The sequence below is a fragment of the Azospirillum rugosum genome, from assembly GCF_017876155.1.
Classification (GTDB): domain Bacteria; phylum Pseudomonadota; class Alphaproteobacteria; order Azospirillales; family Azospirillaceae; genus Azospirillum; species Azospirillum rugosum.
Genome location: NZ_JAGINP010000032.1, coordinates 69,457 through 93,228 on the forward strand (window position 1 = coordinate 69,457; position 23,772 = coordinate 93,228).

A 23,772-nucleotide genomic window follows, 5' to 3' on the forward strand; every position below is an offset into this window, starting at 1 on the left:
TTTCCTCCTTGTCCTTCTTCTTTATCGTCGTGCTTGATCGTCGTGCTTGCGGCGCATCAGGCGCCGCGCAGCTCTTGAAGCACCGCCTGGGCGACGTCCTGGCGGACCGTTCCACGCTCCACGAGGATGCGGGCGACGCGCTCGATCTCTTCGCCGACCGCGCCGGCCATCATGGCGATGTTCTGGGCGTGCAGCGCCATGTGCCCCTTCTGGATGCCGGTGGTCGCCAGCGCCTTCAACGCGGAGAAGTTCTGGGCCAGTCCGACCGCGGCGATGATGCGGGCCAGCCGCTCCGCGCTGGTGACGCCCAGGATCTTCAGGCTGGCCTGCGCGGTGGGATGGACCTTGGTCGCCCCGCCGATCAGCCCGACCGCCATGGGAAGCTCGATGGAGCCGCTGAGCGCGCCGTCCTTCGTCGTCTCGAAACGGGTCAGGCTGCCGTAATGCCCCTGGCGGGCGGCGTAGGCGTGGGCGCCGGCCTCCACGGCGCGGGTGTCGTTGCCGGTCGCCAGCACGACGGCGCTGATGCCGTTCATGATCCCCTTGTTGTGCGTCGCCGCGCGGTAGGGGTCGGCCGCCGCGAAGTGGTAGGCGCTGATGATGCCGTCGCGCACTTCCGCGCCGCCAATCTGGTCCAGCGGCCACACCGCGTGCGCCCGCGCCAGCCGCCGGTCGGCAAGGTTGGAGAGGATGCGCAGGTACACGCGCCCGCCCGTCCACTGCGCGATGTGCGGCGCCAGCGTTTCCGCCATGGTGTTGACGGCGTTGGCGCCCATGGCGTCGCGGGTGTCGACGATCAGGTGGGTGACCAGCATGGGGCCGCCGAGGCTGTCGATGACGCGCACCTCAACGTCACGGAAGCCGCCGCCGAACTTCAGAAGCACCGGGTCGCAGCCGTCGCAAAGCGCCTTGATGTCGTCGCGGCGGTCCAGCACGCGCAAGCGCGCCGCGTGCGGGTCGGCCACGTCGATCGCCTGGATCTGGGCGATCATCAGCGTGCCGGACATGGAGGTGGTGAAGCCGCCGGCGTCGTAGCACTGCCGGGCGGCGTTGCAGACCGCCGCGACCACGGAGGACTCCTCCGTCGCCATTGGGATCAGCAGGTCCTCGCCGTCCACCTTCATGTTGGTGGCAATGCCCAGCGGGATGTTCATCGAGCCGACGACGTTCTCCACCAGCCGGTCCGCGAGATCCAGGTCCAGGCCGCCGGTGTCGGCCAGCCGGTCGGTGGTGGCGGAATCCAGGCCGGCGAACTCGGCAACGATGCGCAGCCGTTCCTGCGGGGACTTGCGGTGGAAACCGGGGATGCGCGCGTTGCGGTGGGCGTGAGACAAGACCGTCCTCTCCTCTTGGTCCAGCGTTCCCGGAAGCGTTCTTGCAGTTCTTCCGTTGCGCTGATGATCCGTATACTCAAGGGACAAAGGAAGGGACAGTTTGCGAAATTTCCCGGGACACTGTACCAGTCCAGGGGGTGGGACAGTTCTAAAGCGAACTTCCGTTCGCTTTAGATTCACATGGCCTCATTCGCCGGCCGGGCTTCGGCCGCATGGGCGGCCGGGACCGCCGTCGCGGTCCAAAGCGGATTGCAATCCGCTTTAGCGCAGGAGGACGGGAATGACGCGGGTCGACGGCATCGTTGCAAAGATCGCGGCCATGATCGACGGCAACCTGCTGAAGCCGGGGGAGCGGCTGTTGTCCGTCCGCGCCGGCGCGCTCGAACACGGCGTGTCCAAGAACACCATGGCGGAGGCCTACGACCGGCTCGTGGCGCTCGGCCATCTGGAGGCCCGGCAGGGCTCCGGCTACTACGTGGCGCGGGTCCGCCGCCCGTCGCCGGAGCAGCGTCCGTCCCACGTGGCGGAGGCTGCGGACTTCGTCTCGCTGCTGCGCGAACAGCTGGTGCAGAACTACGCGGTGCGCATCGGCGACGGGCGCCCGCCGCCGTCCTGGATGGAGCGGTTCGATATGGGCGGCCAGCCGCGGCACACGCCGACCGCGTCGGAGCACGGCTACGGCAACCCCTGGGGCTTCCTCCCCCTGCGGGAACGGCTGGCCCTGACCCTGGCGGAACGCTCGATCAAGGTGGCGCCGGAGCAGATCCTGCTGACCCAGGGCGCCAACCACGCCCTCGACCTCGTCGCCCGCCAATTGCTGGAGCCCGGCGACGTGGCGCTGGTGGACAGCCCCGGCTACTATCCGCTGTTCGGCAAGCTGAAGCTCGCCAAGGTGGAGATCGCGGGCGTCCGGCGGCGCGGCGACGGGCCGGACCTGGAGGAGCTGGCCGCCCTGGCCGCGCGGCTGAAGCCGAAGGTCTTCTTCACCCAGTCGCTGGCGCACAACCCGACCGGCGGGTCGATCACCCCGGCCGTCGCCCACCGCCTGCTCCAGATCGCCGAGCAGCACGGCTTCCACGTGGTGGAGGACGACCCCTTCGCCGACATCCTGCCGGCCGCCAGCCCGCGCCTCGCCACGCTGGACCAGCTGGAGCGGGTGATCTACGTCGGGACCTTCTCCAAGACCCTGTCGGCCAGCCTGCGCGTCGGCTATGTGGCGGCCAAGCCGGCGCTGATCAACACGCTGTGCGACCTGAAGATGCTGACCGTCGTCAGCACGTCGGACTTCGTCGAGCGCATCGTCTACGGCGTCATCGCCAGCGGTCAGTATCTGCGCCACCTGCGCCGGCTGAAGGCGCGCGTCGAAGCCGCAACGGAGGAGGCGGTGGGCGCGCTCGGCCGGCTCGGCCTCCGCATGCCGATCCCGCCGACCGGCGGCTATTACCTGTGGGGCGAGCTGCCGGAGGGCACGGAGGAGCGCGCGCTGGTCCGCGACGCGGCGGAGCGGGGCATCTTCCTCGCCCCCGGCTCCGTCTTCGTGCCCGGAAAGGCGCTGGCCGTCCCGGCCATGCGCATCAACGTCGCCTACGCCGGTGACCCGAGATTTATCGACTTCATGCGGGATCAGCTGGGCCGGTGACCAGAGGCGTCAGCGCCGCGCGCAGCGGGTCCGGCAGCGGCACCGGGCGGCGCGTTTCGCGGTCCACATAGACGTGCACGAAATGGCCGCTGGCGGCGGGCGCCGGGTCGTCGTTGCGGAACAGCCCGACCTCGTACCGCACGCTGCTGTTGCCGAGCCGCGCCACGCGCAGCCCCGCCTCCACCTGGTCGGGGAAGGTGATCGGCGCGAAGTAGCGGCAGCCCGTCTCGACCACCAGGCCGATCACCGGGCTCGTCTCGATCTCCAGCGCGCCGGCGTCGATCAGGTAGCGGTTCACCACCGTGTCGAAATAGCTGTAGTAGACCACGTTGTTGACGTGGCCGTAGACGTCGTTGTCCATCCACCGCGTCGGGATGGTCAGGAAATGCCGATAGTCCGCCCGCTCCTCGCTCTTGCGCTCCACCACGCGTGCCCTCCCGTTCCAATGCGTCGCCCGGGTTCCGCCAGCCATCATATGGGCTGCTCACGGAACCCGGACGAGCCCCGGCCACGCTCAAGGCTGGGAGAAAGCGTCAGACAACCTGAAGCCGGACCGGCACATTGTTGCGGGTGGCGTTGGAATAGGGGCAGATCTGGTGGGCCTTCTCGACCAGGGCTTCCGCCTTGGCCCGATCGACGCCCGGCATGGCGATCTTCAGATCGACCTCCAGCCCGAAGCCGCCCTCCGACCGCGGGCCGATGCCGACCGTGGCGGTGACCGTGGCGTCGGGCGGCACCTGCATCTTCTCCTGCCCGGCGGCGGCTTTCATCGCACCCAGGAAGCAGGCGGAATAGCCGGCCGCGAAGAGCTGTTCCGGGTTGTTGCCGTCGCCCCCGCCGCCGCCCAGCTCCTTCGGCGTCGTGAGCCTCACGTCCAAGGACCCGTCGGCGGTCTTGGCGCGCCCGTCGCGCCCGCCGGTCGCCGTCGCCTCGGCCCGATACTTCACATCCACAGGCATGTCGGTCCTCCCTGGTTGGAGCGAGGGGGCCTTCGGCCCTCCTCGACAGCCACCCCAACAGCCGGCGGACGCTCTCTGTCACGCTGCCGCTGCGCGAAGGCTCAGGACCACCCGTGGGGAATGGGGGCGGTCCGCCCGCCCCCTTGAGCAAAACCCCCGTCCTCAGCTCACCTGGATGACGCGCAGGTTGTTGGTGGTGCCGGCCTGGGCGAAGGGGATGCCGGCGACGACGACCATGCTTTCGTTCGGGCGGACGAAACCTTCCAGCTGGCCGACGTTGATGGCGCGCTCCACCATCTCCTCGTAGGTGTGGATGTCCGCCGACATCACGCTGTGGGCGCCCCACAGCAGGCTCAGCCGGCGCGACACCGCGCTGTCGGAGGTGATCGCCAGGATCGGCACCGCAGGACGCTTGCGTGCGATGCGCGCCGCCGTCGTGCCGCTGGAGGTGAAGGCCACGATGGCGGAGGAGTGGATCACCTCCGCCAGTTCGGCCGCCGCCGCGGCCACCGCGTGCGGTGCCGTCTGTTCCTCGCCGGGGGCGGAGGCGTCGATGATCGAGCGGTAGAGCTTGTGCTGCTCCGTGGAACGGATGATGCGGTCCATCATCGCCACCGCCTCGACCGGATAGGAGCCCGACGCCGATTCCGCCGACAACATCACCGCGTCGGCGCCGTCGTAGACCGCCGTCGCCACGTCCGAGGCCTCGGCCCGCGTCGGGGTCGGGGCGGCGACCATCGAGTCGAGCATCTGCGTGGCCACGATCACCGGCTTCACGGCAAGGCGGCAGGCGCGCACCAGCTCCTTCTGGCGGCCGGGCACCTCCTCGTGCGGGATCTCCACGCCCAGGTCGCCGCGGGCGACCATCACGGCATCGGACAGGCGGATGATGTCGTCGATGCGCTCCAGCGCCGCCGGCTTCTCGATCTTCGACATCAGGCCGGCGCGGTCGCCGATCAGGCCGCGCGCTTCCAGCAGGTCGCCGGGCTTCTGCACGAAGGACAGGGCCACCCAGTCGACGCCCAGCTCAAGTCCGAAGGCGAGGTCGGCGCGGTCCTTGGCGGTCAGCGGCGACAGCTCCAGCACCGTGTTGGGGACGTTGACGCCCTTGCGGTTGGAGATGGTGCCGCCGAACAGCACCTTGGCGTCGATGTGGTCGTCGCTAAGGCCGGTGATCTCGACGCGCACGCGGCCGTCGTCGATCAGCAGATGGTGGCCGGGGGCGGCGGCCGCGAAGATCTCCGGATGCGGCAGCGGGATGGAATCCTTGTCGCCGTCGGCGCCGTTGCGGACGAAGCGGATGGTCTCGCCGGCCTTGACGGTGATCTTGCCGTCGCGGATCGTGCCGACGCGGATCTTGGGGCCTTGCAGATCTTGCAGGATGCCGATGGGGCGGCCGACCTCGGCCTCCAGGGCGCGGATGGCGGCGTGGACCTTGGCGTGGTCCTCGTGGGTTCCGTGGCTGAAGTTCAGGCGGAACGTATCGACGCCGGCCATGAACAGCCGCTTCAGCATCTCAGGCGAATTGCTGGCCGGTCCGACGGTGGCAACAATCTTCGCGCGGCGGTGACGACGCATTGTCTCTCGGCCTCTTGGGCCGCCTCCTTGGTGGGGCGTTGGCGCGCAGAGTATGGTCAGCGCGCGATCAGGACAACCCGGATATCGTCCAGGCCGACGGGTGTTGGGCTCCCCTACCGCTTCTTCGAGGAAAGGTGGAAGAGGTGCCGGATCAACCTTTCAGGAAGCGCAGCAGTTCCGCGGACGTCTCCTCCGGCGCCTCCTCCTGGAGGGTGTGGCCGCAGTCGAGCGCACGGCCGCGCACGTCGGTCGCCTTCTCCCGCCACGTCTCCAGCACGTCGTAGAGAGCCCCGACCGTCCCCTTGGCGCCCCACAGGGCGAGCAACGGGGCGGACACCCGGACGTCGGCGTCGGCCGCGTCGTGCTCCAGGTCGATGGAAGCGGCGGCGCGGTAGTCCTCGCAGATGGCGTGGATGGTCGCCGGGTCGCGGTAGCAGCGCAGATATTCCCGGAACAGCGCCTCGTTCTCCGTGCCCGGGTTCTTGGTCTGGCCGGCGATGTGCTTGCGCAGAAAGTGTTCGGGATCGGCGCCGATCATCCGTTCCGGCAGGTCGAAGGGCTGGATCAGAAAGAACCACCAGAAATAGCGCGTGGCGAACTCCCGGTTCGTTCGGGCGTACATGGTCGCGGTCGGCGCGATGTCCAGCAGGGCCAAGCGCTCCACCGCCGTGGGATGGTCGAGCGCCATGCGGTGGGCGACCCGCCCGCCCCGGTCATGCCCGATGACGGCGAAGCGCTCGTGCCCCAGCGCCCGCATCACCTCCACCTGGTCCAGCGCCATGGCGCGCTTGGCATAGGTGGCGTGCCCCTCTCCACCCGGCGGCTTGGACGAATCGCCATAGCCGCGCAGGTCCGCGGCAACCACCGTGCAGCCGGCCTCGACCAGCCGGGGGGCCACCCGGTACCAGGTCAGGTGCGTCTGCGGATGCCCGTGCAGCAGCAGGACCGGCGGCCCGTCGCCTCGATTGGCGGTCGACACGGCGACGCGGATGCGGGCGCCCGTGGTGTCCAGGTCCAGGCGGCGGAAGCCGGGCATGATGGCGTCGGCGGCGGGATCGAGAATGTCCATGCACATCAATTTGTGCCTCATGCGTTCAAGCCAAGGGCGCGTTTGAGCAACCGCATGGCCGGCGGCATCCGGAAACGCTATCATAATCATTATCGTGATAATGGAACCCGGGCGCCGCCATGAGCCGCAAGCCGACCGACACGCCGCCAGGCGAATCGCCAAAACAACCGGCCAGCCGGTCGGAGGCCGCCAAGCTGGCCGATTTCATGTGCTTCTCGATTTATTCCGCCAACCTCGCCTACTCCCGGGTCTACAAGCCGGTTTTGGAGCAGCTTGGCGTCACCTACCCGCAATACATCACGATCATCGCGCTGTGGGAAGAGGACCGGCAGACGGTGAAGAGCCTGAGCGACAAGCTGTTCCTCGAACCCAGCACCATGACGCCGATGCTGCAGCGCCTCGAAGCGATGGGCTACGTCACGCGGATGCGCGACCATGAGGACGAGCGGGTCGTCCGCGTCGCCCTGACCGAGGCCGGCCGCCAGCTCCGCGAGAAGGGGCTGGGGTTCGGGGAATTGACGGTGGCGGCCTCCGGCCTTCCGCCGGACGAGTTCCGCGTCCTTCAGAAGGCCGTGGCGCGGCTGCGGGACAATTTGCAGAAGGCCGCCAAAGGCGAGGCGTGACCGTGCCGCCGCGCTTTATCCGAAGGTGAAGACGTAGGCGTCGACGCCGGGATCGAGGAAGCGGATCTCGAAGGTCCGTTCGCGCACGTCGCCCGCCTGCCGGACGAGCTGGTAGAGCCGGGTTTCCGACACCGTGCCGGTGCCGTCGGCGCCGATGTCCGCCCCGTGGTCCGCCCCCGGCGCCTTGCCGTCGACCGTGACCTGGAAGCGCACCGGCTTGCCGTCCGGGCCGGGGCCGAGCACGAGGTGCAGGTCCCGCGCGCTGAAGCGGTGGACGATCGCCCCGCCGGGCCGGTTCAGCCGGGCCTGCTCCGCCCCGACCGTCCAGTTGCCGGCCAAGCCCCAGCGGTTGAGCCGCGGCGTGCCGATGGTGTAGTCCTGCGGCCGGCCGGGGCGCACGCCTTCCGGCGACGCGAAGCCGTCCGCCTTCTCATAGCCGATGTAGGTCTCGCCCGAGCGGGCGTCGGCAAGGTCGGGGGCGGCCTGCGCGCCCGGCGCCTCCGGGTTGACGAGCCCGGCGTCGGCGCTCCGCCGTCCCGCCGCTTCAGCCAGCAGATCCCGGATGACCCGCTCCGACCGCTCGTAGCCGCCCTCGCCGAACTGGTGGTGGCGGATGCGCCCTTCGGCGTCGACGAAGTAGAGGGCCGGCCAGTAGCTGTTCCCGAAGGCCCGCCAGATCGTGAAGTCACTGTCGACCGCGACCGGGTAGGTGATGCGGAAGTCCCGGATCGCCGTCTTGACGTTCGCGATCTTCTTCTCGAAGGCGAACTCCGGCGTATGGACACCGATCACGACCAGTCCCTGGTCCTTGTACGTCTCCGCCCAGGCCCGCAGGTAGGGCAGCGTCCGGATGCAGTTGATGCAGGAGTAGGTCCAAAAATCGACCAGGACCACCTTCCCGCGGAGCTGCTCCGCGGAGAGCGGCCCGGAGTTCAGCCATTCGACCGCCCCGCCGAGCGACGGGAGCCGCCCTTCCATCGGCAGGCTGCTGCGGTAGGGGCGGCTTGTGTCGTTGGCGGCCATGGTCATGCTCCTGTCCGTCAGGCCCGCGGCGGGAAGCTGGTCGAGAAGGGACTGCTCGATTCCGGTGGTCCCGGCGTAGGACAGGCGCGCCAGCAGGCCGGTGTCGACGCCCAGCGCGATGGCCGCCACGCCGGCGAGGACGGCGGCGCCCAGCCCTTTCCGGACGCGCTCGCCGACGCCGAGGGAGCGCTTCATCGCCGCCAGGATCCGCCCGCCGGCGAGCACCGCCAGGGCGAGCGAGGTCGCGGCGCCGGCGGCGTAGGCCGCCAGGAACAGAGTCGTCTGCGCGTTGGCCCCCTGGAGCGCGGCGCCGGTCAGGACCAGCCCCAGGATAGGGCCGGCGCAGGGGGTCCACAGGAAGCCGGTCGCGACACCCAGCAGCAGCGACCCGCCGACGGTCGCCGGCCGCGTCCCGGCCCGGCCCGACAGCCGGGTTCCGAGCGCAAGCCATGGGCGGCTCAGGACCGCGGCGGCGCGCGGCGACAGGAGCGTCCAGCCGAACACGGCCATCAGCGCGAGGGCGGCGAGCCGCCCGACCTCGTTGGCGCCGACGGCCCACTGTCCGCCGACGGCGGCGAGCGTCGCGACGCCTGCGAAGCTCGCCACCATGCCGGCCAGCATCGGCAGAACACTGCGGCCGGCGGGCTGCCCCGCCCTTGAGAAGACGAAGGGCACGATGGGGAGAATGCAAGGGCTGAGGATCGTCAGCACGCCCGCCAGATAGGACACCAGGAAAAGGGTCATGGCCGAACCTTTCGGATCCACCGGACGCCCAAGGGGCCGTCCGGCGGTGATGAACGCCCGGCGCACCCACGCGCGCCGCCGTTTCGTTTGTACAATAATAGTTATGATGATAAGTTTTGTCCAGCGTGAAGCCGCTGATCGGCGTCAGCGGGGATGAGCCGGCATAGAGCATTCGGTAGGGAGCACTCGGCAGGGAGCATTCGGCATGGAACACATCGACCACGTCCTGATCGTCGACGACGACCGGGACATTCGGGACCTCGTGTCCGACTATCTGAAGAGGAACGGGCTGCGCACCACCGTGGCCGCGGACGGGCGGCAGATGCGGAGCTTCCTGGAGCGCGACCGTGCGGACCTCATCATCCTCGACCTCATGATGCCGGGCGACGACGGGCTGGCGCTGTGCCGGGAACTGCGCGCCGGCCGCCACGGCGCGACGCCGGTCCTGATGCTGACGGCCTGCGGCGACGAAACGGACCGGATTGTCGGGCTGGAAATGGGAGCCGACGATTACCTGACGAAGCCCTTCGCGGCGCGCGAGCTGCTGGCCCGCATCAAGGCGGTCCTGCGCCGCACGCGCATGCTGCCGCCGAATCTCCAGGTGACCGGGGCCGGCCGGCTCCTGCGGTTCGGCGACTGGCGGCTCGACACCACGGCCCGTCACCTGCTCGATCCGGAGGGCACCGCCGTCGCGCTGAGCGGCGCCGAATACCGGCTCCTCCAGGTCTTCCTCGACCATCCGCAGCGGGTGCTGTCCCGCGACCAGCTGCTCAACCTGACCCAGGGGCGGGAGGCCGAACTGTTCGAGCGCTCCATCGACCTGCTGGTCAGCCGGATCCGGCAACGGCTGCGCGACGACGCGCGCGAACCCGCCTACATCAAGACGGTCCGCAGCGAAGGCTACGTGTTCGCCAAGCCGGTGGACATCGCCGCGGCGCACGCCGAGCTTGCCCCGATCTCGGCGGAACTCTCGGGTTTCAAGGAGCGCGCACCGGCTGCAAGGCCTGGATGACGGCCACCGCCGTGCGGCGGCTGTGGTCGGCCAGCAGGGCGCCGAATTCCTCGGCGTCGCGGCGGCGCAGGGCCTTCATGAAGACCTCGTGCTCGTCCACCGACTCCTGCCAGCGGCCGGCGTCGTAGTTGGCGAGCGAGCGGGCGCGCAGGATCTTCGTGGCGAAGCCGCCGTAGGTCGCCTCCAGCGCCGGATTGCGCGCCATGGCGACGATCTGCGCGTGGATCTGCCGGTTGGTCAGGAAATAAGCCGCGCGCTCCCCTGCCTCGTGCTGCGCGACGAGCTGGTCGTGCATCCGGTCGAGCTTGGTGAATTCGGCCTCCAGCCCGTTCTTGCAGGCCAGGGTCCCGGCCAGCCGTTCCAGCGCGTCCATCACCTCGAAGATCGCCGCGATCTCGTTGGGGTCCACCGGCGCCACGATGGCGCCGCGGTGCGGGCGCAGCTCCACCAGCCCTTCCGACGACAGCACGCGCAAAGCCTCGCGCAGAGGCGTGCGGGAGATGCCCAGCTGCTCGCACAGCTGCACCTCCGGCACGCGGACGCCCGGCGGCAGCTCCCCGTCCAGGATCATCGCGCGCAGCTCCGCCACGGCGGAATGGTGCAGCGTGGCGCGGCGGATCGGCCGGGCGGTGGTCTTCACGGTCTTCAGCGCGTCCATGCTCGCCCGGTGTCCTTCCCCAGAAGTGCTGCATACTTGGGCATTCACGCCGAAAGGATGCGCTACGCCTAATTTTCAGGCAGGCGAGCCATCGTTCCCGCCACGGTTTCCACTATGCCGTAAGTAACTGAAAATAGTCAACAAAATGGAAATCATTATTTTGTATACAATTTGGCACGGCGCTTGCGACCGGCTGTGGGACGCAACCGCATCGGGGAACCCACGCTCATGACGTTCCGGACCACCGTTCTGAAGACCGCCATCCTGAAGACCGCCATCCTGAAGACTGCTGTCGCCGCCATCCTCGCCCTGTCCGCCACGGCTTCCGCGCAGGCGGCGGACACGATCAAGCTGGGCTTCGCGAAATGCGCCCACTGCCTGCCGATGGCGCTGACCCCGGGGCTCGCCAAGGGCGTGGAGATCGAGGCGATCAACTTCAACTCCGGCAACGACGTGTTGACCGCGCTGGTGTCCAAGAGCATCGACGTCGCCCAGGTCACCTACCTCCACTACATCACAGCACTCGACAAGGGCTTCGACGTGGTCGCGGTGTCGGGCCAGGTGAACGGCGGGTCGGAGATCGTCACGGCCAAGGGCATCGACCTGAAGGCGGACGACTGGGACGGTCTGAAGGCGCTGATCGCCGCCCGCAAGGAGAAGGGGGAGCCGCTGCGCGTCGCGGCCTCGCGCGGCAACGCCCAGGACATCCACATGCGCGGCGCGCTGCTGAAGCACGGCATCAACGTCAACAAGGACGTGCAGTTCGTCAACATCCCGAACCCGTCCGACCATGCCGCCGCCCTGCAGCGCGGGGAGGTGGACGTGATCTGCACGGTGGAGCCCTTCGCCTCGCAGATCCGGCAGACCGGCGTGGGGAAGCATTTCGCCCTGCCCTATGACCAAGCGGCCGGCAACCTGACCAACCTGATCGTCACCCGCTCCGACGTCATCAAGGAGCACCCGAAGGCGGTCGAGGCCACCGTCGGCTCCGTCGTCGCCATGGTGGAGACGCTGAAATCCGACCAGGCCGCCTGGGTCGACGTGATCAACAAATACACCGGCATGGACAAGGCCGTGGCGGCTGAAGCGCTGAAGAACGCGTCGCCCGACTACGCCATGCACAAGGACAGCACGCTCGCCATCGCCGCGATGATGCGCGACCTGAAGTACATCTCCAACGACGTCTCGGCCAAGGCGGAGAAGAACCTGGACTACCGCTTCCTGGAGGCGGTCACCAAGAAGCCGAAGGCCGACCTCGGCTACTGATCCGCACAGCATAGGGACTCCGGGCCATGACGGCACTGACGAAATCCTGGGAGCGGCTGGCCGTTCCCCTGTTCATCCTCGCCGCCTGGGAGGTCTTCTCCCGGTCCGGTGTCCTGCCGCAGGCGCTGCTGCCGGCGCCGTCGGTGGTTCTGCACACCTGGGCCGACTGGATCACCGGCTTCGACGAGTCCTCGCAGGCCAACAGCGGCCGCTGGCTGGCCGACGCCCTGTCCAGCGCGTTGCGCGTCGCCGCCGGCTACGCCATCGCGGCGGTCAGCGGCGTGGCGCTGGGCATCGCCATCGGCTGGTGGCGCTGGGTGGAGCGCACGGTGGAGCCGACCATCCAGATGCTGCGCCCGGTGCCGCCGGTGTCCTGGATCCCGCTCGCCATCATCTGGTTCGGCATCGCCAACAAGCCGGCCATCTTCCTGGTCTTCCTGGGCGCCTTCTTCCCGATCCTGATGAACACCATCCACGGGGTGAAGACGGCCGACCGCAACCTGATCCGCGCCGCCTCCATGATGGGCGCGACGGAACAGCAGCTTCTGCGTCACGTCGTGTTCCCGGCGGCGCTGCCCAGCATCTTCGCCGGCCTGCGCATCGGCATCGGCGCCGCCTGGATGCTGACCGTCACGGCGGAGATGGTCGCGGTGAAGAGCGGCCTCGGCTACGTGCTGTGGGACAGCTACTACTTCCTGCGCTACGACCTCGTGCTCGCGGCCATGGCCAGCATCGGCCTTTTGGGCTTCGCCACCGACGGCGCCATCAAGCTGCTGATGTCCGCCGCGCTGCACTGGCAGCACGGCTCCACGCTCCAGAGCCGGGAGGGCTGACCCCATGGCCTCCATCGACCTCCAGAACATCACCAAGATCTACCGCGACGCCAAGCGCAAGCGCGACCTGCTGGCCATCGACGACGTCAGCCTGTCGGTCCAGCCGAACGAGTTCCTGTGCCTGCTCGGCTCGTCCGGCTGCGGCAAGTCCACGCTGCTGAACATGATCGCCGGCTTCGAGAAGCCGACGACCGGCACCGTCACGGTCGGCGGCAAGCCTGTCGGCGGGCCGGGCGCCGACCGCGGCATGGTGTTCCAGCAGGCCAACCTGATGCCCTGGCTGCCGGTGTGGGAGAACGTGGCCTTCCACCTGCGCCTGAAGGGCTGGCGCAAGGCCGACCGGCGCAGCGCGGCGCAGGAATACATCGACATGGTGGGCCTGCGCGGCTTCGAGAACCACTACCCGGCGGAGTTGTCCGGCGGCATGAGCCAGCGCGTCGGCATCGCCCGCGCCCTGCTGCTGAACCCGCAGGTCATCCTGATGGACGAGCCCTTCGCCGCGCTGGACGCCCAGACCAAAATGGACATGCAGGAGGAGCTGGTCGCCATCTGGCAGAAGCAGCGCTGCACCGTCGTCTTCGTCACCCACAGCGTGGATGAGGCGCTGGTGCTCGGCACCCGCGTCGCCGTGATGACCAGCCGGCCGGGCCGCATCCGGGAACTGATCGACCTCGACCTGCCGCGCCCGCGCGACATCACCAGCCCGCGCTTCAACGACCACAAGCGCCACATCCTGAACCTGATCCGCGAGGAAGGGATGCAGCAGCGTTCGGTGGCTGCCGCATGAGTGCTGACATAACAGCTGGGCCGCTGGACCTCCTCCTCACCGGCGCCACCGTCCTGACCGGCGAAACCACCGGGACCATCGTCGAGGACGCCGCCATCGGCATCCGCGACGGACGGATCGTCCACCTCGCCCCGGCCTCAAAGCCATTCCCGTCGGCCAAGGTCACGCGGGCGCTGCCGGGCCGCCTCGTGACGCCGGGCTTCATCAACGCCCACCTGCACGCCGTGCTGGTCATGGTGCGTGGTGTCGCCGCCGACCTGGGCTTCGCGCCGTCCTACACGCCCGGCATCCCCAAGGGGACCGACGCCACGCCGGAGGAGGCCCGCGCGCTGGCCCGGCTGGGCGCGGTGGAGGCGCTGCTCTCCGGCTCCACGCTGGTGTGCGACCACTTCGTCCACGCCGACGCGACGCTGGACGCCATCGCGGAGCTTGGCCTGCGCGTCCACGCCGGCTGGCGCGTCCACGACGTGGACTTCGCCCGCGTGGCGAACGGCGAATGGTCTTTCGACGCGGCCATCGGCGACGACCTGCTGCGCCGGACGCTTGACCTGCACGACCGCTGGCACGGCGCCAACGGCGGGCGCATCCAGGTGCAGATGGCCGCCCATGCGCCGGACACCTGCTCCCCCGCCTTCCTGCGCACCATCGCCGGCGAGGCCGCCGCGCGGAACATGCGCGTCAACACCCACTTGGCGCAGAGCCGCGTGGAGGTGGAGCGCGTGAAGGCCTCCACCGGCCTCTCCCCGGCGGAGCTGCTGGATGAGGTCGGGCTGCTGAACGACCGGCTGCTCGCCACCCATTGCCTTTATGTGAGCGACACGGACATCGCGCGGCTCGCCGCCAGCGGCGCCCACGCCGTTCACGTCCCGAAATGCAACGCCGCCTCCGGCCGGCTGGCGCCGACGCCGGCGCTGAAGGCCGCCGGGGTGAACCTCGCGCTCTGCACCGACACGCAGCACGGCGACATGGTGGAGGCGATGCGCTGGGCGCTCGCCACCGCCCGCATCCAGCAGGGCGGCGTCACCGCCGACTGGCAGCCGGCCGACGTCTTCCGCATGGCGACGCTGGGCGGCGCGAAGGCCGTGGGCATGGCCGACGACATCGGCACGCTGGCCGTGGGCAAGAAGGCCGACCTCGTCGTCTTCGACACCCGCCGCCCGCACCTGCGCCCGCTGGTCAACCCGCTCGGCACGCTCGTCCACACCGGCCAGGGGCGCGACGTGGAAATGGTGCTGGTGGACGGCGAAACGCTGGTGGAGGACGGCCGCCCTGTCCGCGCCGACCTGGACCGGATCTGCATCGAGGCCGATCAGGCCGCCCGCGCGCTCTGGGCGCGCGCCCGAGCCTAAAAAGACAATTCCAAGAAAGAAGACCAAGACCATGACCGACCGCGTCCTTCTGGGCATGCTGACGCCCTCCTCCAACACGGTGCTGGAGCCGGTGACCTCCGCGATGCTGAGCGGCCTGCCCGAGGTCACCGCCCATTTCGGCCGCTTCACCGTCAAGGAGATCTCGTTGCGCGCCGCAGCGCTCGACCAGTTCACCGACGCGCCTTTCCTGGATGCCGCCCGGCTGCTGGCCGACGCGCGGCTGAACGTGATCGGCTGGAACGGCACCTCGGCCGGCTGGCTGGGCTTCGACGCCGACGTGCGTCTGTGCAAGACGATAGAGGCCGAGACGGGCATCCCCGCCTGCACCTCCATGCTGGCGCTGAACGAGATCCTGGAAACCACGGGCCGCAAGCGCTTCGCCATCGTCAGCCCGTACCTGGACGAGATTCAGGAGAAGATGGTCGCCAACTACAACGCCGCCGGCTTCGAGGTGGTGGCGGAGCGGCACCTGAACGACCGCGGCAACTTCTCCTTCTCCGAGATCAGCGAAGAGCGGATCGAGCGCCTGTGCGCCGAGGTGGCCGAAGCCAAGCCCGACGCCATCGCCATCATCTGCACCAACATGCGCGGCGCCCCCGTGGCGGAGCGGGTGGAGAAGGCGCTGGGCATCCCCGTCTACGACACGGTGTCCACCGTGGTGTGGAAGGCGCTGCGCATGACCGGGGTGGACACCCGCCGCGTGACGGGCTGGGGCAGCCTGTTCCAGGAACTGCACGGCTGAAGAAGCGATCACCACGGAGACACAGAGACACGGAGAAGCCACCCCCTCTGTGTCTCCGTGTCTCTGTGGTGAACACTCAGGCGCATCACGAAAGGCTTGAACCATGGACTTCGATCTGGTCATCCGCAACGGCACGGTCGCCACCGCGTCGGACGTGTTCAAGGCCGATGTCGGCGTGCGCGGCGGCAAGGTGGCCGCGCTGGGCGAGAATCTCGCCGCCGGCCGGGAGGAGATCGACGCGGCCAACCTGCTCGTCCTGCCCGGCGGCGTGGACGGCCACGTCCATTTCGACCAGCCGACCGGCGACGAGTCGGAGATGGCCGACGACTTCCTCAGCGGCACGCGCTCCGCGGCGTTCGGCGGCACGACGACGGTGCTGCCCTTCGCCTGCCAGGCCAAGGGGCAGTCGCTGCGCGCCGCGGTGGAGGACTATCACCGCCGCGCCGAAGGCAAGCCGGTGATCGACTACGCCTTCCACCTGATCGTCACCGACCCCACCGAACAGGTCCTGGGGCAGGAGTTGCCGGCGCTGATCCGCGACGGCTACACCTCCTTCAAGATCTACATGACCTATGACGCGCTGAAGCTGAACGACCGCCAGATCCTGGAGGTGCTGGACATCGCCCGCACCGAGGGCGCCATGGTCATGATGCACGCGGAGAACGCCGACTGCATCGCCTGGCTGACCGACAAGCTGGAGCGCGCCGGCCAGACCGCCCCCTTCTTCCACGGCGTCTCCCGCCCCCGCGTGGCGGAGCGCGAGGCCACCCACCGCGCCATCTCGCTGGCCGAGCTGGTGGACGTGCCGATCCTGATCGTCCACGTCTCCGGCGCCGACGCGGTGGAGCAGATCCGCTGGGCGCAGGGCCGGGGCCTGCGCATCTACGCGGAAACCTGCCCGCAATACCTGTTCCTGACCGCCGACGATCTGGGCGGCGACGGGTTCGAGGGCGCCAAGTGCATCTGCTCGCCCCCGCCGCGCGACGCCGCCAACCAGCGGGTGATCTGGGACGGGCTGACCGGCGGGACCTTCCAGGTCTTCTCCTCCGACCACGCGCCCTTCCGCTACGACGGCCCGAAGGGGAAGAAGGTCGCGGGCGAAAAGGCGCCCTTCCGCTGCGTCCCCAACGGCATTCCGGGCGTGGAAACGCGCCTTCCCCTGCTCTTCTCCGAAGGCGTGATGAAGGGCCGGATGGAGCTGACCAAGTTCGTGGAGCTGACCGCCACCAACCCCGCGCGCATGTACGGCCTGCACCCGCGCAAGGGCACCATCGCCGTGGGCGCCGACGCGGACATCGCGCTGTGGGACCCGTCCCGCACGGTGACGATCACCAACGACCTGCTGCACCACAACGTGGACTACACTCCCTACGAGGGCATCGAGGTCACCGGCTGGCCGGTGGCGACCCTGTCGCGCGGCGAGATGGTGTGCCGCGACGGCGCGCTTCTGGCCTCGCCCGGCCGCGGCGCCTTCCTGCCCTGCGGCCTCCCGGCCCCCGCCCGCCCGAAGGGGGCGCCGGCGCCGGTCCTGCCGTTCTGAAGACCAAACCCTCTCCCACCCCGGGAGAGGGAAATATCAAGCGCATGCTCGGTCAATCGGAGGCGGAAACAGGCCTCCGCCGCTCACCCCCGCTTTCCGACCGCTCGGCGCGCCATGGCGCCGCTCCGGGGACATCACCCCACAGCGGGTCGGGGGACTCCTAAGGTGACGGCAGATCCTTTCCAAGGAGAGCTGTCATGGATCACGCACTAACATTTGTGATCGCGACACTCTGCATCCTCGCCCTCTGCTACCGCTTCTACGGCGTGTTCTTTGTGCGCAAGGTGCTCCGTGCCGATGATTCCGAAGTCACCCCGTCGCACGCGCTGGAGGACGGGCGCAACTACGTCCCGACCAAGAAGTGGGTGAATGCCGGCCAGCATTTCGCGGCCATCGCCGCCGCCGGCCCGCTGGTCGGCCCCGTGCTGGCCGCCCAGTTCGGCTACCTGCCAAGCTTCCTGTGGCTGCTGATCGGCTGCGTGATCGGCGGCGCCGTGCACGACACGGTCGTGCTGTTCGCCTCCATGAAGCACCGGGGGCAATCCCTGTCGGAGGTGGCGAAGGCCGAGCTTGGCCCGGTCGCCGGCTGGTGCACGGGCCTCGCCATGCTGTTCATCATCACCATCACCATGGCCGGCCTGTCGATGGTCGTGGTGCATGCGCTGGAACGCAACGCCTGGGGCGCCTTCGCGGTCTTCATGACCATCCCGATCGCCGTGGCGCTCGGCCTCTATGAGCGCTTCACCGGCAGCTCCAAGGGCGCCACGCAGGTGGGCATCGCGGCCATCGCCGCCTCCGTCTTCGCCGGCCCCTACATCCAGGGCACGATGCTGGGCAGCTGGCTGACGCTGCACAAGGACACGGTCGCGCTGGCCCTGCCCATCTACGCCTTCTTCGCCACGGCGCTGCCGGTGTGGATGCTGCTGACCCCGCGCGGCTACCTGTCCAGCTTCATGAAGATCGGCGTGTTCGGCGCGCTCGTCGTCGGCGTCGTCTTCATCAACCCCGAGATCCGCTTCCCCGCCCTGACCGACTTCATCCATGGCGGCGGCCCGGTGCTGGCCGGCCCGGTGTGGCCCTTCATCTCCATCACCATCGCCTGCGGCGCCATCTCCGGCTTCCACGCCTTCATCGGCTCGGGCACCACGCCGAAGCTGATCGACAAGTGGAGCGACATCCGTCCCGTGGCCTTCGGCGGCATGCTGGCGGAATGCGTGGTCGGCGTCATGGCCCTGATCGCCGCGACCTCCCTGCACCCCGCCGACTACTTCGCCATCAACTCCGCCCCCGCCGTCTTCAAGGCCCTGGGCATGGAGGTGGTCGACCTGCCGCGCCTCAGCCAGGAGATCGGTCTTGACCTCTACGGCCGGACCGGCGGTGCGGTGACCCTGGCGGTCGGCATGACCGAGATCTTCACCCGCATCCCGTGGTTCAGCAGCCTTGCCTCCTACTTCTTCCAGTTCGTCGTGATGTTCGAGGCGGTGTTCATCCTGACCGCCGTGGACAGCGGGACCCGCGTCGCCCGTTACCTGATCCAGGACCTTCTCGGCGACGTCTACGCCCCCATGAAGCGGCTCGACTGGATGCCCGGTTCCATCGTTGCCAGCGTGATCGCCTGCGTGGCCTGGGGCTACCTGCTGACGTCGGGCGACATCAACTCGGTCTGGGCTCTGTTCGGCGTGTCGAACCAGCTGATGGCCTCGGTCGGCCTGATCATCGGCGCCACCATCATCCTGCGCCTGTCGGAAAAGCGGTCCTACATGCTGACCTGCCTGGTCCCGCTGGCCTACCTGTTCGTCACGGTGAACTACGCCGGCTACTGGATGATCTCCCACGTCTACCTGAACCCGGTCGCCAAGGGGTACAACCTCTTCAACGCCACGATCTCCATCATCATGCTGACGCTGGGCTTCGTGATCCTGATCGCCGCGCTGAAGAAGTGGAAGGAACTGCTTCAGGTCCGCAAGACCGGCCTGCCGGGCGGCATGATCGCCACCCCCGCCGAGTAACCGTCCACCACACGCACGTTGCAGGGTGCCGCCGCTCGCCGGCGGCACCCGTCGTTTTTGGGCCTATCTGATTTTGCCGCCCTGATTTTGTCGGCGGTAATCCGCCCGCACCGGCCGCCCGCCCGCGGAACGGTGCATTCTAGACGTGCCATTCTGGGCGTGCCATTCTGGGCGTGCCAATCTGGGCGTGCCAATCTGGGCGTGCCAATCTGGGCGTGCATGTCCCCGAGGGGAGGCCACCGAGAATGCCCTGCCGATCCTGCGCCGCCGTCCTGTGCGGTTTCCTGATCACCCTGGCCGATCCCGCCCTGGCCGCTGGGCCGGTTGGGGAAATCCAGACGGTCGTCGGCACGGCCGAGCTGGTGCGGGCGGGCACCGTCACCCCGATGCGCCCCGGCTTGCCGGTGGAGGCCGGGGACGAGCTGCGGACCGGGCCGGCCGGCCGGCTGCGCGTGAAATTCCGCGACGGCAGCGCCGCCACGCTGGGCTCCAACGCCGCCATGACCGTGGAGCGGTTCGAGGAGCCGGGCGGGGCCGGCACGCGCGACGCGGCGCTGGCCATCGCCGGGGGACTCGTCCGCGCGGTGGCGGAGAAGCTGGTCGGCGCCTCCCGGTTCGAGGTGCGGACGCCGACCGCGGTGGCCGCCGCCCGCTCCACCGAATGGATCGTCGAGGTGACCCGCGACGGCACCGCCGTGCTGGGGGTGTCGGGGACCGTGTCGGTGCGCTCCACCGGTCCCGGCGCCGGGGGCCCTGTGGAGCTGAAGGCCGGGGAAGGGACCGACGTGGCGCCGGGCGCCGCCCCACAGCCTCCCAAGACCTGGGCCGCCCCGCGGGCCACCCGCGTCCTCGACGCCACCACCCTGCCGTGACCGGCCGCCGATGAGGATCGGCCTCCTCCTCACCGCGGCCCTTGTCATCGTCCAGGCGCTGGCCGGGGACGGCGGGTGGGCGGCCCGGCTGGAGGCGCTGACGCTGGACGGTCGCTTCCTCCTGCGCGGGGTCCAGCCGGTCAGCGGGGAGGTGCTGGTCCTGCTGGCCGACGACGCCTCGGTGGAGCGGCTGGGCCGCTGGCCCTGGCCGCGCCGCCGCATGGCCGAGCTGATGGACCGGCTCGCCGCCCTTGGGCCGGACCTGGTCGCCTTCGACCTGCTGTTCCCGGAGGCCGAACCGGATCCGGGAGGCGACGCGGCCTTCGCGCAGTCCATCGCCCGCTTCGGGCGGGTCGTGCTGGCGGCGTATGGGGAGTTCGGCGGGGAAAGCACCCCCCTTCCCGCGCCGGAGCGGATCGTCCGGCCGATCCCGGCGCTGGCGGATGCCGCGGCGGCCCTGGGGCACGTCAACCTGTTCCCCGACGCCGCCGGGCGCCCCTCGCGCGAGGCGCTGGTGCTGAGGGATGGGGACAACCTCCTGCCCTCCCTGGCGCTTGCGGTGGCCCGGCTGCGGCTTGGCATCGCCGAGGAACCGCTGCGGCTGGAGCCTGGGCTGGGGCTTGACCTCGATGGGGAGTGGATCGCCACCGATGGCGCCTTGCGGATGCCGGTGAACTATCTCGGCCCGTCGGGGACCATCGACACCGCGCCGCTGACCGACCTGTGGAGCGGCCGGCTGGAGGCCGGGCGGGTGCGCGGGCGGGTGGTGCTGGTCGGCGCCGCCGTCACCGGGCTGGGCGACCGCTTCCCCACCCCCTACGACGACGCGCTGGCCGGGGTGGAGCGCCACGCGATGCTGGTGGACACGCTGCTGACCGCCCGGCTTCTGCGCCAGGACGCGGTCACGCGGCTCGGCGACCTCGGCGTCACAGCGCTGGCCGGGCTGGTGGCGTCCGCGTTGGCGGGGCTGCCCCCGGTCGCCGCCCTGGCGGCCCTGACCGGGTGGGCGCTGGCGGTTGCCGGGGCGATCCACGCGGCCTTCGCGCTGGAGGGGCTGGTGCTGGGCATGGCCTTCCCGTTGGCGGCCGTCCTGCTGCCCGGCGGCGCGGTGATGGCCCAGGCCTTCCGCCGCAGCCGCGCGGAGGGGCGGCGCATCCGGGAGGCCTTCGCCCAGTACCTGCACCCCGACCTCGTCGAGAACCTCGTCCGGCACCCGGAGGCGCTGCGTCCGGGCGGGGAGGAGCGCGTGCTGACCGTCCTGTTCTCCGACATCCGCGGCTTCACCGGCCTGTCGGAGCGGCTGCCGCCGGACCGGCTGATCGCCTTCCTGGGCGCCTATCTGGAGGCCATGACGGCGGAGATCCGGCGCCACGGCGGCTATGTGGACAAGTTCATCGGCGACGGCATCCTGGCGGTCTTCGGCGCCCCGGTGGCGCGGGCGGAGCCGGCGCTGGACGCCTGCCGCTGCGCGCTCGCCATGCAGGCGGCGGTCGCCGCGGGGGCGGAGCGCTGGCGGGACCTCGGCGTCGATCCGCTGCGCGTCGGGATCGGCGTCCACACCGGGCCGATGGTGATCGGCAACGTCGGCGGGGCCGGGCGGCTGAACTACACCGTGCTGGGCGACGCGGTGAACGTCGGGGCGCGGCTGGAATCGGCGACCAAGGCGGCGGGCGCGGACATCCTGATTTCCGACGCCACCCACCGGCTGGTGGCGGAGCGGCTGGCGGCCGAGGGCATGGCGGCCCGGCCGCTCGGCCCCCTGTCGCTGCCCGGCCGGGCCGTTCCGGTCGCGGCCTGGGCGTTGACGGGACGGCGGAGCTGACCCTGATTCATGGACAAGCGGGGGGTGCCGACACACTTGTGTTGGGCACCACCCATCAGGGCCATAAGAAATTCAAGGGAGTCACAGTTACCATGCCGTACGATTCCGTGGACACCGCCCGCCGGCTCGGACTGAAGGACGCCGAGCTTCTGCGCTTCCAGTGCTACATCGACGGGCGCTGGGTCGATGCCGACAGCGGCAAGACGGTGGATGTCAGCAACCCGGCCGACGGCTCGGTCCTCGGCAGCGTCCCGATGATGGGCGCCGACGAGACCCGCCGCGCCATCGAGGCCGCCGACCGCGCCTGGCCGGCGTGGCGCGCCAGGACCGCGAAGGAGCGCGCCAAGCTGCTGCGCGCCTGGTTCGACCTGATGATGGCGAACCAGGAGGACATCGCCCGCATCATGACGGCCGAGCAGGGCAAGCCGCTCGCCGAGGCGCGGGGCGAAGTCGCCTACGCCGCCTCCTTCATCGAATGGTTCGCGGAGGAGGGCAAGCGCGTCTACGGCGACACCATCCCGTCGCACCTGGAAGGCCGCCGCATCGTCGTCACCAAGGAGCCGATCGGCGTCACCGCCGCCATCACCCCCTGGAACTTCCCGGCCGCCATGATCACCCGCAAGGCCGGCCCGGCGCTGGCCGCCGGCTGCCCGATGGTCATCAAGCCGGCGACCGCCACCCCCTTCACCGCACTCGCCATGGCCGTGCTGGCGGAGCGGGCGGGCATCCCCGCCGGCCTCTTGAGCGTCGTCACCGGCTCCGCCCGCGCCATCGGCGGGGAGATGACCGGCAACCCGATCGTCCGCAAGCTGTCCTTCACCGGCTCCACCGAGATCGGCAAGGAGCTGATGGCCCAGTGCGCCGGCACCGTGAAGAAGGTCTCGCTGGAGCTGGGCGGCAATGCCCCCTTCATCGTCTTCGACGACGCCGACCTCGACGAGGCGGTCAAGGGCGCCATCGCGTCCAAGTACCGCAACACCGGCCAGACCTGCGTCTGCGCCAACCGCCTGCTGGTGCAGTCCGGCGTCTACGACGCCTTCGCCGCCAAGCTGTCCGACGCCGTCGCCGCGCTGAAGGTCGGCCCCGGCCTGACCACCGACGGCGCCCAGCAGGGCCCGCTGATCGACATGGCCGCCGTGGAGAAGGTCGAGGACCACATCCGCGACGCGGTCGACAAGGGCGCCCGCGTGGTGGCCGGCGGCAAGCGCCACAGCCTGGGCGGCAGCTTCTTCGAGCCGACCATCCTCGCCGACGTGACGCCGGCGATGAAGGTGGCGCGCGAGGAGACCTTCGGCCCGGTCGCCCCGCTGTTCCGCTTCGACAGCGAGGACGAGGCCGTGCGCATGGCCAACGCCACCGAGTTCGGCCTGGCCGCCTACTTCTACAGCCGCGACATCGGCCGCGTCTGGCGGGTGGCCGAGGCGCTGGAATACGGCATCGTCGGCATCAACGAGGGCATCATCTCCACCGAAGTCGCCCCCTTCGGCGGCATGAAGGAGAGCGGCATCGGCCGCGAAGGCTCCAAGTACGGCATCGAGGACTACCTGGAGATCAAGTACCTCTGCATGGGCGGCGTCGGGCGGTGACCTGCCATTCCCCTCTCCCCTCTGGGGAGAGGGTTAGGGTGAGGGGGTTGCGCTTTTGCCGGACGTACCAGCTTCGCGAGACCCCCTCACCGGCCCTGCGGGCCACCCTCTCCCCGGAGGGGAGAGGGCTAAACTAAGTTCCTTCTCCCCCCTGGGGAGAAGGTCAGGATGAGGGGGCGGCCGCAGGCCGGAAAAGCTCTGCAATGAGGCTGCGTTGACGCCCTGCGGGCGGGGGGGGGGGGGGGGGGGGGGGGGCCGGGGGGGGCGGGGGGGGGGGGGGGCGCGGGGGGGGCGGGGGCGGGGCGA

Annotated in this window: 20 protein-coding genes; 13 read left to right on the top strand and 7 right to left on the bottom strand. The window is 69.8% G+C overall.

Annotation, left to right across the window (positions count from 1 at the left end; translation table 11 throughout):
• Positions 1-56: 56 nt before the first annotated feature.
• On the bottom strand, positions 57-1,334 hold the full coding sequence (locus J2851_RS31630) for a hydroxymethylglutaryl-CoA reductase, degradative (protein ID WP_209771874.1): 1,278 nt from the start codon (positions 1,332-1,334) through the stop codon (positions 57-59).
• Positions 1,335-1,614: 280 nt separating this feature from the next.
• Here J2851_RS31630 and J2851_RS31635 point away from each other — a divergent pair, with 280 nt between their 5' ends.
• Positions 1,615-2,973 carry an aminotransferase-like domain-containing protein gene (locus tag J2851_RS31635; RefSeq protein ID WP_209771875.1) on the top strand — a complete coding sequence of 453 codons (1,359 nt, stop codon included), beginning with the start codon at positions 1,615-1,617 and terminating at the stop codon, positions 2,971-2,973.
• Here the strand turns inward: J2851_RS31635 and J2851_RS31640 are convergent.
• From J2851_RS31640 to J2851_RS31655, 4 genes are all read right to left on the bottom strand, one after another.
• Positions 2,948-3,400 carry an acyl-CoA thioesterase gene (locus J2851_RS31640; protein WP_307420699.1) on the bottom strand — a complete coding sequence of 151 codons (453 nt, stop codon included), beginning with the start codon at positions 3,398-3,400 and terminating at the stop codon, positions 2,948-2,950. The two genes, J2851_RS31635 and J2851_RS31640, sit on opposite strands and share 26 nt — an antisense overlap.
• 106 nt (positions 3,401-3,506) lie before the next feature.
• Positions 3,507-3,932 (bottom strand): organic hydroperoxide resistance protein, encoded by a 426-nt coding sequence (locus J2851_RS31645; protein ID WP_209771878.1) that lies wholly within the window; start codon positions 3,930-3,932, stop codon positions 3,507-3,509.
• A 162-nt stretch (positions 3,933-4,094) separates the two neighbouring features.
• Positions 4,095-5,510 carry a pyruvate kinase gene (gene pyk / locus J2851_RS31650; RefSeq protein WP_209771879.1) on the bottom strand — a complete coding sequence of 472 codons (1,416 nt, stop codon included), beginning with the start codon at positions 5,508-5,510 and terminating at the stop codon, positions 4,095-4,097.
• Positions 5,511-5,661: 151 nt separating this feature from the next.
• Positions 5,662-6,585, bottom strand: coding sequence for an alpha/beta fold hydrolase (locus J2851_RS31655; protein ID WP_246501070.1), 924 nt, complete (start codon positions 6,583-6,585; stop codon positions 5,662-5,664).
• A gap of 113 nt (positions 6,586-6,698) precedes the next feature.
• On the opposite strand from J2851_RS31655, the gene J2851_RS31660 reads away from it, so the two are divergent.
• Positions 6,699-7,202 carry a MarR family winged helix-turn-helix transcriptional regulator gene (locus J2851_RS31660; RefSeq protein WP_209771882.1) on the top strand — a complete coding sequence of 168 codons (504 nt, stop codon included), beginning with the start codon at positions 6,699-6,701 and terminating at the stop codon, positions 7,200-7,202.
• Positions 7,203-7,217: 15 nt separating this feature from the next.
• On the opposite strand, the gene J2851_RS31665 is transcribed toward J2851_RS31660, so the two are convergent.
• Entirely contained in the window at positions 7,218-8,969 is a 1,752-nt protein-coding gene (locus J2851_RS31665; protein WP_209771885.1) for a cytochrome c biogenesis protein DipZ, read from the bottom strand.
• Positions 8,970-9,174: 205 nt separating this feature from the next.
• Here J2851_RS31665 and J2851_RS31670 point away from each other — a divergent pair, with 205 nt between their 5' ends.
• Positions 9,175-9,981 carry a response regulator gene (locus tag J2851_RS31670; RefSeq protein WP_209771888.1) on the top strand — a complete coding sequence of 269 codons (807 nt, stop codon included), beginning with the start codon at positions 9,175-9,177 and terminating at the stop codon, positions 9,979-9,981.
• Here J2851_RS31670 and J2851_RS31675 read toward each other — a convergent pair.
• Entirely contained in the window at positions 9,947-10,639 is a 693-nt protein-coding gene (locus J2851_RS31675) for a GntR family transcriptional regulator (RefSeq protein WP_211114499.1), read from the bottom strand. The two genes, J2851_RS31670 and J2851_RS31675, sit on opposite strands and share 35 nt — an antisense overlap.
• Before the next feature lie 228 nt (positions 10,640-10,867).
• On the opposite strand from J2851_RS31675, the gene J2851_RS31680 reads away from it, so the two are divergent.
• The 10 genes from J2851_RS31680 to gabD all read left to right on the top strand — a co-directional run bounded on the left by J2851_RS31680 (position 10,868) and on the right by gabD (position 23,466).
• Positions 10,868-11,905 carry an ABC transporter substrate-binding protein gene (locus J2851_RS31680; protein ID WP_246501071.1) on the top strand — a complete coding sequence of 346 codons (1,038 nt, stop codon included), beginning with the start codon at positions 10,868-10,870 and terminating at the stop codon, positions 11,903-11,905.
• 26 nt (positions 11,906-11,931) lie between these two features.
• Positions 11,932-12,738: an ABC transporter permease gene (locus tag J2851_RS31685; RefSeq protein ID WP_209771891.1), complete on the top strand. Its 807-nt coding sequence runs from the start codon at positions 11,932-11,934 to the stop codon at positions 12,736-12,738.
• Between the two features lie 4 nt (positions 12,739-12,742).
• Positions 12,743-13,525 (top strand): ABC transporter ATP-binding protein, encoded by a 783-nt coding sequence (locus tag J2851_RS31690; protein ID WP_209771893.1) that lies wholly within the window; start codon positions 12,743-12,745, stop codon positions 13,523-13,525.
• Positions 13,522-14,874, top strand: a complete 1,353-nt coding sequence (locus J2851_RS31695; protein ID WP_209771896.1) for an amidohydrolase family protein — start codon at positions 13,522-13,524, stop codon at positions 14,872-14,874. Before J2851_RS31690 ends, J2851_RS31695 begins: the two co-directional genes overlap by 4 nt.
• Before the next feature lie 31 nt (positions 14,875-14,905).
• Positions 14,906-15,637 carry a maleate cis-trans isomerase family protein gene (locus J2851_RS31700; RefSeq protein WP_209771898.1) on the top strand — a complete coding sequence of 244 codons (732 nt, stop codon included), beginning with the start codon at positions 14,906-14,908 and terminating at the stop codon, positions 15,635-15,637.
• A gap of 103 nt (positions 15,638-15,740) precedes the next feature.
• A complete protein-coding gene (gene hydA / locus J2851_RS31705; protein WP_209771900.1) occupies positions 15,741-17,177 on the top strand; it encodes a dihydropyrimidinase in 1,437 nt (478 codons plus the stop codon).
• A 197-nt stretch (positions 17,178-17,374) separates the two neighbouring features.
• Positions 17,375-19,186: a carbon starvation CstA family protein gene (locus tag J2851_RS31710; RefSeq protein ID WP_209771902.1), complete on the top strand. Its 1,812-nt coding sequence runs from the start codon at positions 17,375-17,377 to the stop codon at positions 19,184-19,186.
• 245 nt (positions 19,187-19,431) lie between these two features.
• Positions 19,432-20,058, top strand: coding sequence for a FecR family protein (locus tag J2851_RS31715; protein WP_209771904.1), 627 nt, complete (start codon positions 19,432-19,434; stop codon positions 20,056-20,058).
• 10 nt (positions 20,059-20,068) lie between these two features.
• The gene (locus J2851_RS36455; RefSeq protein ID WP_209771906.1) at positions 20,069-21,880 is read left to right on the top strand and encodes a CHASE2 domain-containing protein; all 1,812 of its coding nucleotides are present in this window, start codon (positions 20,069-20,071) and stop codon (positions 21,878-21,880) included.
• Between the two features lie 92 nt (positions 21,881-21,972).
• On the top strand, positions 21,973-23,466 hold the full coding sequence (gene gabD, locus J2851_RS31725) for an NADP-dependent succinate-semialdehyde dehydrogenase (RefSeq protein WP_246501072.1): 1,494 nt from the start codon (positions 21,973-21,975) through the stop codon (positions 23,464-23,466).
• Positions 23,467-23,772 lie beyond the last annotated feature (306 nt).